Source organism: Mesorhizobium sp. BHbdii (assembly GCF_053848045.1).
The window spans coordinates 1,770,925-1,783,273 of record NZ_JBSPKX010000001.1 but is presented as its reverse complement, the minus strand read 5'-3'; the positions used below and the strand labels follow the sequence as shown (position 1 = coordinate 1,783,273).

Sequence of the window (12,349 nt, the reverse complement as noted above, 5' to 3'; positions counted from 1 at the left end):
GATGAATTGATCAGAATTCATCTTTAGTATCAGTATCGGAGGAGGATTCAATGTTGTCTACCAAGGATAGAGCCGAGACCTGCAAGGACCAGATTCGCGCTTTCCTGGCGTCGAATTTCTACATAGCCGACGCGGATGCTCTGGAGAGCAATACGTCCCTTCTCGACCAAGGCATCGTCGACTCGACAGGGGTACTCGAGGTTATCGGCTTTATCGAGGAGACCTTCGGCATTACCGTGGAAGACAGCGAACTCCTGCCGGAGAACCTCGATTCTATCCAAGGAATTGCGCAATATGTTCTCCGCAAGCAAAACTGATTGCCGACATCTGCCCAGCGTTGTTTTACGCCGCCGACAGCGCCACCGAGCCTGCCGCAGTCGCGGCACGGCTCACGCTTGCGACGTGGTATGTCCCACAACTACCCTGCCCTCGCCGGCTTCGTTCGTGACCGCGCGGATGTTCTCGTAAGCCTTGGAACGCTCCAGCAGACTGATGACCTGCCGGTCCTGGCCGAGGCCGACCTCGAAGAGCAGGATGCCTCCGCGCCGCAAGTAACGCGGCGCGTCCTTGATCACCCGCATATGGATGCTCAGGCCGTAGGGGCCGGCCGCAAACGCTTCACGCGGCTCAAGCTCCGTCAGATGCACGCGGTCGCCCTGAAGCCGCTTTTCCGAAATGTAGGGCGGATTGCAGACAATCACGTCCATCGTACCATCAAGCTCCAAGCCCGAGAAAGCACTGAACAAGTCGCCCTGAAGCACGGACACGCGATCCGCCATGCCGTGATGGGCGACGTTGCGGCGCGCGACTTGGACGCATCCATCGGTAAGATCGCTCGCCCAGACACGCGCGGTGGGAGCGAAGTGCACGATGGCGCACGCCAGATTGCCGGCCCCGCAGCACATATCGACGACGCGTGGCGCCGGCAGGTTGATTTGACTCAGAACATCAAGAGCGGTCTTGCCAAGCAACTCCGTCTCGGGCCGGGGAACGAGCGCACCGGGCGCGATGAGCAACTCCAGCCCCATGAAGGTGGTGCGGCCTTTGTTGTAGGCTTCGGCGACACTGATCTCTTCGCTCATGACAGACCGCCTTCCTGACATTGCCGGTGCCGTTGTCCGACAATTCCGCCCCAATTAAGTGTATCCCAAATTCATTAAATTCTCGATGGGCAAATCGAAAAACACTCGCCGCCCTAAGGTTTGAAGACATGATGCAACAAAAGGTGATCATGAGCCTCTCATCTGTCGCATGATTGGGAATATTGTCTCATCATTGGAAATATCCGGGCTCCCAGCCCGGTTATCCCCAGCCTTGCAAAGCCAATTCCCGAATTCTCGGTCATGCGTCACGATTTTGCTACATTTTAATCAAAAGGCACATACGTAAGCAAAGCGTAATGTTTCAGTAGCTAACGGAAAGCAGCCGCTTCCCGCAAGGCAAGAGGGTTTATCCATCATTCGACATGACCAACACGTTCGCGCGGCAATTTCGCACGAAAGATCGCAGATCATGAAGTCAACGCAAGGGCGCTCGCCCGATCTACGCTCCGCTATGTTCGGCTCAACGCATGGACTGGTTGGCGTCGGCGTTTTCTCGGCAGTGATAAACGTTCTCGCCCTGACCGGCTCCGTCTATATGCTCCAGATCTACGATCGCGTGCTGCCTTCCCAGAGCATTCCTACTCTCATCGGATTTACGATCGGGATGCTTGGCCTCTACGCTGTCTATGGGCTCCTCGATTTCGTCAGGCTTCGCCTGTTGGTCCGCATCGGCAGCCGCCTGCACAGAGATCTGCAGCAAAAGGCGTTCGCTGCCTCGCTTTCCCTGCCGCTTACTGCTGGGCAGGATGCGAACCGAGTGCAGCCGCTTCGCGATCTGGACCAGTTGCGCGGATTTCTTTCCGGACTGGGACCGACGGTCGTCTTCGACGCTCCTTGGATTCCGTTTTATATGGTGGTCATCTATCTGCTGCACCCTTCGCTTGGTGTGTTGGCAACCATCGGCGCGGCTGCTGTCGTACTTTTGACGGTAGTCGCGGAAGTCGTTGCTCGCAAACCCGCCGCGCGTGCGTCTGAGACGCTCGTGGCACAGCGGCTCCTTGCCGATTCCGGCCGCCGCAATGCGGAGGTTGTCCAGGCGATGGGCCTTTCCGCTCAGCTCGGTCGGCGCTGGAATGAGATCAGCCATCTTTACCTCAAGAATCAGGAACAGCTCTCCGATGTCGTCGGCGCAGCGAGTTCATTGTCGAAGACACTTCGAATGGCCCTGCAGTCCTCGGTACTGGGGCTTGGTGCCTACCTTGTGATCGGCGGCGAGGCTTCGCCCGGCGTGATCATCGCATCGTCCATATTGCTGGGCCGCTCATTGGCGCCGGTCGATGTGGCAATCGCAAACTGGAGAGGATTTCTGGCCACCCGGCGAAGCTATACCGATCTGGCGGCAGCGTTGGATGCTTTCGGTAGCCAGAAAGACCCTATGGAGCTGCCGCGCCCACAGACACAGCTTGCGGTCGAGGAACTGACGGTCGCGCCACCAAGTCTGCAAAGACCAACGCTCGTCAATGTAAGCTTTCGCCTGTCGAGGGGCGCGGGGTTGGCGATCGTCGGCCCGAGCGGCTCTGGCAAAACGACGCTCGTGCGTGCTTTGGTCGGGGCATGGAAGCCGCTTCGTGGAACGGTAAGGTTGGACGGCGCCTCGCTCGATCAGTGGAATTCGGAACTGCTCGGCACCCATATTGGCTACCTGCCGCAGGACGTTGAACTGTTCGACGGAACGATCGCAGACAACATCTCAAGGTTCGGCGGCAAGAGTGACGCAAAGGGCGTGCTGGCAGCCGCCAAGGCTGCGGGCGTGGACAAGATGATCATGCGTCTGCCGGAAGGTTTCCAAACGCGCATCGGTGAAGGCGGAGCGGCCCTGTCGGCTGGGCAGAGGCAACTCGTCGGGCTCGCCAGGGCGCTTTATGGCGATCCATTCCTTGTCGTTCTCGATGAACCAAATTCCAATCTGGATGCAGATGGCGATGTTGCCCTGGCTGGGGCAATCCTGGCGGTGCGCGAGCGTGGCGGCATCGCGATTGTTGTTGCGCATCGTCCGTCAGCTCTCGGTAACATCGATCAGGTGCTCGTCTTGTCGAATGGCATGCTCCATTCATTTGGCTCGCGCGAAGACGTTCTGGCAAATGTGGTCCGGCCCTTCCCGCGGCAAAATAGTGTCGTCCCGCTGCAACAAGGCGCAAGCGGCCATGCGTGAGGTCTTGCTCCGTGTCTGATGTGTCCCCGTCATCATATGCTCCGGTTGCTGGCGAAAGCCAACCGATTGGAGCGAAGCCAGAGCCGGATGGCCTCCGGACCAATCTGCTCTTGGGGCTGGCAGCATATTATCGTTCCGCTGCAGAAAGGTGCAGGCGGGCCTATGTGAGGTATTGTTCTAGCGTGACCGTGTCGTCATATCCCGCGGTCGCTGGCGAAAGCCAATCGCTCGAGACGAAGCCAGAGCCGGATGGCATACGGGCCAATCTGCTCTTGGGCTTGGCAATCACCTTCCTGTTGATCTTCGGCGGAGGACTCTGGCTGGGCTTGACCAAGATTGCCGGCGCGGTGATTGCACCTGCCACTGTGGTGGTCGAAAGCAACATAAAGAAAGTCCAGCATCAAACCGGCGGCACTGTCGGCGGCATATTCGCCAAGGACGGGGATCATGTGCAGGCCGGCGACGTATTGGTCAGGCTGGACAACACATTGACCCGAGCAAACCTGCAGATAATCAGCGAGGAGCTCAATCGCGCCACCATTCGTCTGGCCCGGCTGGAAGCCGAGCGACAGGGTCTGCCGGAAATCCAGATTCCGCCCAGCCTTCGGGTCAAGATGGGCGACCCGCAACTGGCGACGCTTATCAGTGGCGAGCGGGCCGTGTTCGAAAGCCGTGCTGCGGCGCTGGCGGGCCAGAAGGCACAATTGCAAAGCCGCTCGAAGCAATTGGAACGTCAGATCGATGGCCTCAAAGCGCAGCAAGCGGCGATGGACGAGTCGCTGAATCTGCTGACGCTGAACCTTGCTGACGTCGAGTCTCTCTACTCCAAGAAGTTGGTCTCTAAAGAAAGGCTGAGCACCATCAGCTTGGAGAAGAGCCGGACTCGCGGCGAGTCAGGACGCCTTGTCGCGGCAATCGCCGAGGTCCAAGCCCGCATCAGTGAGACTGACCTGCAGGTGCTTCAGCTGGACGAGCAAATGCGGAGCGAGGTAACGAGCGAACTTCGCGAAACGGAAGCCAAGCAGACCGAACTCAATGAGCGCAAGATAGTGGCGGAAGACGAACTCGCCAGGACAGATATCCGCGCCCCACAGTCGGGAACGGTACAAGAATCCGCGGTCCACACCATCGGAGGCGTGATTGCTCCCGGGGAAGTGCTCATGATGATTGTGCCCGATGCCGACAACCTGGTTGTCGATGCGCTCGTTTCTCCAGAGCGTATCGATGACGTGCGTCCAGGACAGCGGGTTTCAATCCGCTTTCCGGCTTTCGACGTAGGGACGACACCTGTTTGCCAAGGTTCGGTCAACCGCATCTCTGCAGATCTGATTAAGGATCAGCAACGTCAGCTTTCATACTTTTCGGCGCGCATCAATGTCGAAAATTCCACGACCTGTCTGTCGGGAGCGAAAATACTCAAACCCGGCATGCCCGCCGAAGTTCACATACGCACTGACGAGCGCAATGTATGGTCCTATTTGCTGAAACCCTTTACCGACCAGGTTTCCAGAGCTTTCAGACAGTAACGCAATCGGCAATCGCGACAGAACAAGGTACAGCAGTCTATCGGACCGCGGCGTTCTCGAGACCGCTGCTGAACCTTACCTCTATCGTGTCACCCGGTGATACCTCGGTGTCTTCTCCGGCCGGCTGTTTGCGCCATTCCTCACCCATCTTGCGAATGATCGTGACCTGAGCCTGGATGGTTTCGCCGGCAACTGGCAGTGGCTGGGCGGACGCCCCCGTGGGCTGCAGCTTCTGGCTGGCGGCGCGAAGTCTTGCGGTGATGTCGGCAAGACGCACGTTGGTGTCCTTGAGCTCGGTCAGAAGAGCCATCCTTCTCAGATTGTCATTGCGCTCGTGCTGCCTGACAAAATCATCCTGCTGGCGTCGTGTTCTCATGAGTTCAACCGACGTTTCGAGCGCCCGGCTGGAAGAGAGAATCACACCGCGCCGGACATCGGCGAGTCTGTCGTTGGTCAGATTGCCTGCTTTAAATACTTTCGTTATTCGCGCCAGGTCGTCCTCGTCCGCCTTCACTGCGTCGGCTTCGGTCTTCTCGCGCTTGAGCAGGACCTCGATCTGGGCCGCAGCATCCTTGGCACTTTTTTCGAGGTAGCTTTGCTCCTGCTGGAAGTTGTCCAGGGAAATTTTGAGCCCTTCTGCTTCTGCCTGGGTGATTGCCGACACGAAAGCGGCCGACAAGGGTGACCCCTGTGGTGGCTTCATGTCGAAATTCGCCTGGTTCTGAAGTTCGGCGCGCAGGCGGGCGCTATGAAAATAGTCTCTGGTGTACTCCCCCCAGGCCGATTCATAGTCGCGCCGCAGATCCACCGGATCTGGGCCAACCTGGTTTGCCCTTGCCCGCAGAAGGCTGAAACCGCCAGACACGGCGATCGCCTGCCGCACGGTCATGAGCGGTCGGTAAGCCTGCTGTCCGGGAGTGAGCACGTCGCCGGTCACGTAGATCGGGCGATAGTCTGCGATCACAGCGGTGACGTCGCTCGGCTTGACGACGATCATTTGCTCCCGCCCATCGGGCAGACGCTGGTGAAATATCTTGGTAGTCAAGATCGTCTCCATGCGTGTCTGCAATTCGGCCGGAGTGAGGCCGCCGACCGAAACCATGCCGACTTCGGGAAGCGCGATCGTGCCGTCCATTTGAACCATGACACGTTGCGTTCGTTCCGGGATGGAGGCAATTCCAATCTCGACGGTATCGCCGGCGGAAATTCGATACGCGACCCGCGTCTCCGCTGCGGCGGCCATACCCACGGCAGCCAGCATACCAAGCGCGGCAAGAAGGATACGATTAGTGAAGACCATTGGTGACAATCTCCTTCCGGTTCAACGTCGACTCTTCCGGCCAATCGACACGGGAGATGAAGTCGTAGACTGGCCCGCCGGGCACGCCCCAGTTGCTCGACCAGATTACCTGCGAGCCGTCAGGGGACGGTGAGGCATGACTCTCGCTTCGATAGTCTAACTGAGTGCTTCTCGTTTGTGCGATGCGTCGGACGTCCCCGCTGCCGTCGATGCGCAGCGCGATCACTTCCTGTGCATATGGCGCCCAGTCCGGGTGAGCCGATATCTCATCCGGATCGCCGCCATAGGTCAGGAACACCCAACCAGGCCTATCCAGCGCACGCAGGGATGCATGCATGGCTTCGCCGTATTTCATAAGTGGGGTGACCCTGCCATCGGACAGCCTTCGCTTGATCACCTGATACTTGTCCGGATCGGACTTGCTGATACCGACATAGACTTCGCTGCCGTCGTCATCGACTGTCATATCGCCATGCCCGGGCCGGTGATGTTCCATCCACCTCTGGAGCAAAGTGCCCTCGACACTAAAAATGAAGCCCTGTTCGATGCCGCTTGTTATCTCCTGAAGGCATAGAATGTTGGTTCCGAGCGGAGAAATCGAGCAGGTGCCGTTGGTTCCGCCAATAGGCTCAAGATCGATGTCCGGGAATTTCCGCCGTTGCTTGAGATCGTAAGCAAAGACCACCGCATCGCCATTCTTACGCACTGCGCGCACGGCTATGCGGTCACCGTCACGGCTTGGATTGCCCTTGCCCGGTCCGAAATGGAAATCGTGATACTCAGTCGAAACAAACAGGACATCTTCGCGATTGGTCCGTGGCGCCCAGGTCGACACTTGCCGACCCTGAACGCAGATCATCAGATCGGCGTTTTGAGGGTGCCATTCGCATTCAGTCGATCGAGCGCGGCGGAACAGCGGAGCATATGTGTGCCCGTCGAAAAAGCACATGCCGCCGCTACAGCCGTTGGTAATGACGAGAAGGCTCTGGTCTGAATTCCAGGCTTGGGCACTCGAATAACGGTGGCTGCAATATTTGTTCCCGCATGCGACCCCATTGCCAAGCACTCCCGGTTTGGTAATGCGCGTAAAGATTGTCCCAAACGCCGGATCCGTCACTGGGCGCAGATAGTCGGGCAGATCCATCATCACCGGCGCGACAAATTGTGTCTGCTCGCTGCTTTGCCGGCGTCCGGCCGCGGGCAGACCCAACGATATGGCAACGGCAATCAACAGCAGAGCCGATGCACGCTGGTAGAAGGTCATGTCATATAACCCATTTCGCGGCGTACGCGGCCTTCGCTGAGGCGCGCCTGCCACCATCCGATGGTTCGCTCCAATCCTTCCCGCAGGCTGGTCTGCGCCCGCCATCCGGTCTTCGTCTCGAGTTGCGAAGAATCGGCCAGCAAGGCACGGACTTCGGAATTCTGCGGCCGCAGACGGCGTTCGTCGCGGTGAACCGGTTTTTTGGAGCCGCTCAACTCGAGCACCAGATCCAATACGTCCGAGACCGTCACAGCGCGCTGGCTTCCGGCATTGTAGGCATGGCCGAATTCGAGCTCGGCCGAACCTGCTGTCAGGAACGCCGCCGCAGTGTCTTCCACAAAGGTAAGGTCGCGGACCGGACTTGTGTCCCCGACCATGATCGCCGGGCAGTTTTTGTCGAGAGCCTGCCTTATGATGGTCGGCACGATGGCCCGCTCACTCTGACGTGGGCCGTAGGTATTGAACGGTCGCATAATCACGACGGGGACGTCGAACGACCTGGCGTAGGACTCTGCCATCATGTCCGCGCCGATCTTGGATGCCGAATAGGGTGACTGGCCCCGCAGCGGATGGGATTCGCGGATAGGCATGGTCTGTGCAGTGCCATAGACCTCGCTGGTCGAGGTGTGCACCACACGCTCTGTCTCCCATTGCCGCGCCGCTTCGAGGACATTCACTGTGCCCAGGATGTTGGTCTCCACATAGGATTGGGCGGCCGCGTATGAGTATGGAATCGCGATGAGTGCGGCGAGATGAAACACAACGGCCTGGCCACGCATGATCCGGCTCAGGAACGCGCTGTCGCGAACGTCGCCGCGGACGAGGTTCAACTGGCTTCGAATGGTGTCCGGCAAATCATCCAGCCAACCATGACTGTCGAAGGAATTGTAGAGGGCGAGCGCCGTGACATCCGCCCCACCACGGACGAGCGCTTCGGTGAGATGCGACCCGATGAACCCATCGGCACCCGTAACCAGAACTTTCCTACCCCTGTAGTTCATGACTAAGCGTTCCCCCTTTGACGTGAAGCGCTGACTTGCGAATTCACCAGAGCCTGGCCATGCCAAGCATGTTCTCACATGCCGATTGGTGGCGGCGAGACCAGGCCGACCGGCGGCCGCGAGACCAAGCCGAGAACCGCCAGAAAGCCGCGCATCATCCAGATGATGTCAGCGGCGATCGTCCGCTGCGGATAGTAGGAGAGGTCGATCTTGGCCTTGGCAGGAAACAGAACCTCGCGGTAGAACAGTACCGGATCCGCGGATCGCGGATAGTATTTGGCCTCATGCCGGAAGAGGACCTGGGCCGGACCCAACAAGCCCGGCTTGTATTGTAGAACGGCCTCAAAGCCACCGCGGAAACAATCGGCAAAGACAAGGCTCTCCGGCCGCGGCCCGACAATTGCCATCTCGCCTCTGAAGACATTCCACAATTGCGGGAGCTCGTCGAACTTGGTGAGGGCGAGGAACCGACCTATTCTCGTCATGCGGCTGTCGCCGGCCATGGTCAGCGCCAAGCCACCGGGATCGCATCGCACCGCGAATTTGCGAAACTTATACATGCGGAACGGCCGCCCACCGGCACCCACGCGGGTTTGCGTAAAGAAGATGGGCCGGCCGCCTTCCAGTAAGAGCGCTAGGGCGATCACCAGCATCAGCGGAGCGAAGACTATGGCGGCTGCTGTAGCGATCACGAGATCAATTGCACGTCTCGCAAACCCATGGACGGCGCTTGAGACGACAGATCGATGTATGGATAAATCCAAGGCATTCATGCTGCTGTTCCTGCTTGGGCGCAACTGTGGACTGCAGCGGCAAGAGCGGCCGCCACTGATTCGACGACAGGCGCGGTGATCTGGGGATGCAGTGGCACCGTGAGCTCACGCTGGGCAAAGTCCTCTGTCCGAGGCAAATATGTGCCGGGGAAAAGCTCGCGATAGAGCGTCATCTGGTGCACCGGTGGATAGTGGATGGTGGTTTGTATTCCTTGCCTGCGCAATTCATCGATGACGTCTTGCCTGTCAGCGTAACGCGGCAAAAGGACGGGCATGATATGATAGGCGGACGTCCGCGGCTCGTGGAACGGAACTGTTACGGCCGGACAATGTTTTGCGATCAGACGTCGATACAGCATGACCAGAATACGCCTGATCTCGTTCCACTCTTGCAGATTCTGCAGCTGGACCAGTCCGATTGCAGCGCGCATTTCATCCATGCGATAGTTGAATCCGAGCATGGTGACATCGTACTGCGGCGTGCGACTGTTCAGCCTCTGATGTGTCCCCGTGGTCATGCCGTGCCCACGGGCCTGGCGGATTGTCTCAAGCAGATTGGGATCTCGGGCAATCACGGCCCCACCTTCCGCCGTGGTCATATTCTTGTTGCCATAGAAGCTGAAGGCGGCCGCGGCACCAAATGTACCTACCTCCTTCAGGCCGGGCGCATGCGCGGCATCCTCGATGATCTGCAGCCCTCGGGCACGAGCGAACTTCTGCCATTCTTCCCGATTGGCGAGATAGCCGGCAAAATGTACGAGAATGACCGCCTTGGTGCGCGCAGTGCATCGCGCTTCAGCTTCCACGATCGACATCAGCGGCACGTCGGCCGACTCGATATCGACAAAGACCGGAGTGGCACCGACGTAGAGAACCGCGTTTGCGGTCGCCACGAAGGTCATTGACGGGACCAGCACTTCGTCGCCTGGTCCGATACCGAGTGCATGTAGAATGAGATGAAGCGCTGCAGTACAAGAATTGACCGCGACGCAATCCTCTGCACCATGCATGTGGGCAAAAGCCTCTTCAAAGGCTCTCACCTGCTCTCCCATGGTCAGCCAGCCGCTATCGATGACCTTGGACAAAGCTGCCTTCTCCGGCACACCCAAAATTGGGGCACTGACCAAGAGCATCATAACCTCCTAGACTGTTGGACTGTGGGATCGGCTTGGCGATCTCGTCATGCGGCCGTGGCAGTGACCTCGATCGAGGCCGACTGGTCTTCCCAGGAAATGGCTTGTGCATTCTGGAAATCGTCGACGCGCCCAATATCGAGCCAGAGGCCATCATGCTTGTACACGTGGACAGTTGTACCGTTCTGCATCATCTGCAGCATCAGGTCGTCAAACCCGAAGGGAATGCCAGATGGAATAAACTGCAGAACGTCTGGATTCATGCAGTAGATTCCCATGCTGACCAGGTGCGAAAGCGTCGGCTTCTCGCGAAAGATCTGCACGGTGTTGTCGACTTCGTCTATGACGCCGAAGTCCATTTTGATCAGGCGGCAAGCTGTCGCGATCGTCACCGGATCGGTGTGCTTGCGGTGCGCTGCCACAAATCGACTGAGGCTTAGATCGGTAAGGACATCTCCGTTGAGGACGATGAATGGTTCTGTCAGCTCATCTCTGATCAAGGAGAGCGGTCCGATGGTGCCGAGCGGCTCCATTTCTTGCGTGTATCGAATTTTCAGGTTCCACTGCGAGCCATCTCCGCATACGGTGCGGATCAAGTGGCCGAGATACCCGGTTGTGATGTAGACCTCTTGGATGCCATTGCGTCGCAGCCATTTCAGAAGCATCTCAAGAACCGGTCGAGCACCGATCGGCATGAGCGGTTTCGGCAAGACCGATGTGAAGGGGCGAAGGCGTGTCCCCATTCCACCACATTGAATCACTGCTTTCATCTGGTCCTCCCATGTTCACTCGACCTAAACGCCATCGTTACGGCCACAGCGTCCGGAAAGCCGCGTTCTTGTTCTCTTAAAGGACCGGTGAGGTTTCCCGCCGGCCCTGATCCGGACATTGTAGCTAAATGGTATGTGGCCGTCGGGGGGGATGTCGTCGTGCATTCGAATGGTAGCGATTCAGACATTCTGGTATTCAATAACCCTGCCGATCGACGAAGGCTGGCGCCTGTCGCAGAGGCAGGCTCGGAGCGCGCTTCAGCGATCAGTTCTTGGCCGATCAGCTTGGGGCCACAAGACCGACAAAACCCGAAGAGTGCTTACAATGAGCCTAGTATCCATCAATCGCCGGAACGACCCAGGACAACCCGGCGATTGCGCGGTATCGGCATCGAAGCGAGCGGTTGGGACACGGGTCTTGGAGGCTGAGAACGAATGTTCGACAGGTCAGCCGGCTCCGTTCGCGGGATTCAAAAATAAGAGGAGCGTTTCCCGTCATTTAGGATTATATTAGCAATCTGACGCTTGCGGTGTTGGGGCATCGCAAGTGTTGACTGGATGAATCGACGAGTGGTCGGCCACGACTTTAAGGCCATCACCGTTCAATCATTCCAGGATTCGTTGGGGTAGTTCAATGTATCGAATCGTCATCGCCGACGATCACGGCTTGTATCGTCGTGGCTTGCGATTGGCACTGACCGCAGGCATTCCAGGTGTGGAAATATTTGAGGCGTCGTGTTTCGATGCCGTACTCAGTCTGCTGGCGGAACAGGCGTCAGTTGATCTTGCGATCCTGGACCTGAACATGCCGGGATTGTTCAATCAGGAAGTGCTCAGCGGCATTCTGTCGGCTTATCCGGATACACGCTTTGCGATCGTTTCCGGGAATGATTCACGTTCGGAGATACTCACGGCTCTGTCGATCGGCCTTCACGGCTATATCGTAAAGTCGCAAAGGGACGAGGAGGTCGTCATGGCCGTCAACGAAATCCTTTCGGGCCGCATCTACGTCCCTGCACTTCTGTCGCGCCCCGGAGCCGCACAAGCAACTCACGTACCTACTCCCTCCGAGCATATCCCACACCGACGTACCACCAGTGGCAATCTTGGCAGGCTGACCTCGAGACAAAAGGAGGTCCTCAAGCTGATGGCGGAAGGGTATTCGAATAAGGAAATTGCGCGCGATCTGGAAATCGCCGAAGCGACGACGAAAATCCATGCCGCTGCGGTTCTGCGTGAGCTTGGGGTACGGAATCGGACAGAAGCTGCCGTTATGCTGAAGACTTGGCTAACCAGGGATATCAATTAGAGAGCCGCGTCCTGTTGG

At 58.1% G+C, this 12,349-nt stretch carries 11 protein-coding genes; 4 read left to right on the top strand and 7 right to left on the bottom strand.

Annotated elements, in window-relative coordinates:
• The first annotated feature begins 50 nt into the window (after positions 1 to 50).
• Positions 51 to 317 carry an acyl carrier protein gene (locus tag ACWTU8_RS08590; protein ID WP_029352679.1) on the top strand — a complete coding sequence of 89 codons (267 nt, stop codon included), beginning with the start codon at positions 51 to 53 and terminating at the stop codon, positions 315 to 317.
• Between the two features lie 72 nt (positions 318 to 389).
• On the opposite strand, the gene ACWTU8_RS08585 is transcribed toward ACWTU8_RS08590, so the two are convergent.
• Positions 390 to 1,082: a N5-glutamine methyltransferase family protein gene (locus tag ACWTU8_RS08585; RefSeq protein WP_455847781.1), complete on the bottom strand. Its 693-nt coding sequence runs from the start codon at positions 1,080 to 1,082 to the stop codon at positions 390 to 392.
• Positions 1,083 to 1,512: 430 nt separating this feature from the next.
• On the opposite strand from ACWTU8_RS08585, the gene ACWTU8_RS08580 reads away from it, so the two are divergent.
• Together ACWTU8_RS08580 and ACWTU8_RS08575 are read left to right on the top strand one after the other, a co-directional pair.
• Positions 1,513 to 3,255, top strand: a complete 1,743-nt coding sequence (locus ACWTU8_RS08580; RefSeq protein ID WP_455847780.1) for a type I secretion system permease/ATPase — start codon at positions 1,513 to 1,515, stop codon at positions 3,253 to 3,255.
• Between the two features lie 188 nt (positions 3,256 to 3,443).
• Complete coding sequence (locus tag ACWTU8_RS08575; RefSeq protein WP_455848415.1) at positions 3,444 to 4,781, top strand: HlyD family type I secretion periplasmic adaptor subunit; 1,338 nt, start codon at positions 3,444 to 3,446, stop codon at positions 4,779 to 4,781.
• Positions 4,782 to 4,818: 37 nt separating this feature from the next.
• Here ACWTU8_RS08575 and ACWTU8_RS08570 read toward each other — a convergent pair whose 3' ends face one another.
• From ACWTU8_RS08570 to ACWTU8_RS08545, 6 genes are all read right to left on the bottom strand, one after another.
• Positions 4,819 to 6,081: a polysaccharide biosynthesis/export family protein gene (locus tag ACWTU8_RS08570; RefSeq protein ID WP_455847779.1), complete on the bottom strand. Its 1,263-nt coding sequence runs from the start codon at positions 6,079 to 6,081 to the stop codon at positions 4,819 to 4,821.
• Entirely contained in the window at positions 6,068 to 7,345 is a 1,278-nt protein-coding gene (locus tag ACWTU8_RS08565; protein ID WP_455847778.1) for a hypothetical protein, read from the bottom strand. The genes ACWTU8_RS08570 and ACWTU8_RS08565 overlap by 14 nt, the downstream gene beginning before the upstream one ends.
• Complete coding sequence (locus ACWTU8_RS08560) at positions 7,342 to 8,346, bottom strand: SDR family NAD(P)-dependent oxidoreductase (protein ID WP_455848414.1); 1,005 nt, start codon at positions 8,344 to 8,346, stop codon at positions 7,342 to 7,344. Before ACWTU8_RS08560 ends, ACWTU8_RS08565 begins: the two co-directional genes overlap by 4 nt.
• A gap of 74 nt (positions 8,347 to 8,420) precedes the next feature.
• Complete coding sequence (locus ACWTU8_RS08555) at positions 8,421 to 9,119, bottom strand: sugar transferase (protein ID WP_455847777.1); 699 nt, start codon at positions 9,117 to 9,119, stop codon at positions 8,421 to 8,423.
• Entirely contained in the window at positions 9,116 to 10,252 is a 1,137-nt protein-coding gene (locus ACWTU8_RS08550; protein WP_455848413.1) for a DegT/DnrJ/EryC1/StrS family aminotransferase, read from the bottom strand. The genes ACWTU8_RS08555 and ACWTU8_RS08550 overlap by 4 nt, the downstream gene beginning before the upstream one ends.
• 47 nt (positions 10,253 to 10,299) lie before the next feature.
• Positions 10,300 to 11,022 (bottom strand): nucleotidyltransferase family protein, encoded by a 723-nt coding sequence (locus ACWTU8_RS08545; RefSeq protein WP_029352700.1) that lies wholly within the window; start codon positions 11,020 to 11,022, stop codon positions 10,300 to 10,302.
• 634 nt (positions 11,023 to 11,656) lie between these two features.
• On the opposite strand from ACWTU8_RS08545, the gene ACWTU8_RS08540 reads away from it, so the two are divergent.
• A complete protein-coding gene (locus tag ACWTU8_RS08540; protein ID WP_352953270.1) occupies positions 11,657 to 12,331 on the top strand; it encodes a response regulator transcription factor in 675 nt (224 codons plus the stop codon).
• Positions 12,332 to 12,349 lie beyond the last annotated feature (18 nt).

What these genes read in the sequence shown, in the direction of transcription:
- ACWTU8_RS08560 (WP_455848414.1), bottom strand. Translation starts at nt 8,346, where the DNA reads ATGAACTACAGGGGTAGGAAAGTTCTGGTTACGGGTGCCGATGGGTTC.
- ACWTU8_RS08580 (WP_455847780.1), top strand. Translation starts at nt 1,513, where the DNA reads ATGAAGTCAACGCAAGGGCGCTCGCCCGATCTACGCTCCGCTATGTTC.
- ACWTU8_RS08540 (WP_352953270.1), top strand. Translation starts at nt 11,657, where the DNA reads ATGTATCGAATCGTCATCGCCGACGATCACGGCTTGTATCGTCGTGGC.
- ACWTU8_RS08555 (WP_455847777.1), bottom strand. Translation starts at nt 9,119, where the DNA reads ATGAATGCCTTGGATTTATCCATACATCGATCTGTCGTCTCAAGCGCC.
- ACWTU8_RS08545 (WP_029352700.1), bottom strand. Translation starts at nt 11,022, where the DNA reads ATGAAAGCAGTGATTCAATGTGGTGGAATGGGGACACGCCTTCGCCCC.
- ACWTU8_RS08590 (WP_029352679.1), top strand. Translation starts at nt 51, where the DNA reads ATGTTGTCTACCAAGGATAGAGCCGAGACCTGCAAGGACCAGATTCGC.
- ACWTU8_RS08585 (WP_455847781.1), bottom strand. Translation starts at nt 1,082, where the DNA reads ATGAGCGAAGAGATCAGTGTCGCCGAAGCCTACAACAAAGGCCGCACC.
- ACWTU8_RS08550 (WP_455848413.1), bottom strand. Translation starts at nt 10,252, where the DNA reads ATGCTCTTGGTCAGTGCCCCAATTTTGGGTGTGCCGGAGAAGGCAGCT.
- ACWTU8_RS08565 (WP_455847778.1), bottom strand. Translation starts at nt 7,345, where the DNA reads ATGACCTTCTACCAGCGTGCATCGGCTCTGCTGTTGATTGCCGTTGCC.
- ACWTU8_RS08570 (WP_455847779.1), bottom strand. Translation starts at nt 6,081, where the DNA reads ATGGTCTTCACTAATCGTATCCTTCTTGCCGCGCTTGGTATGCTGGCT.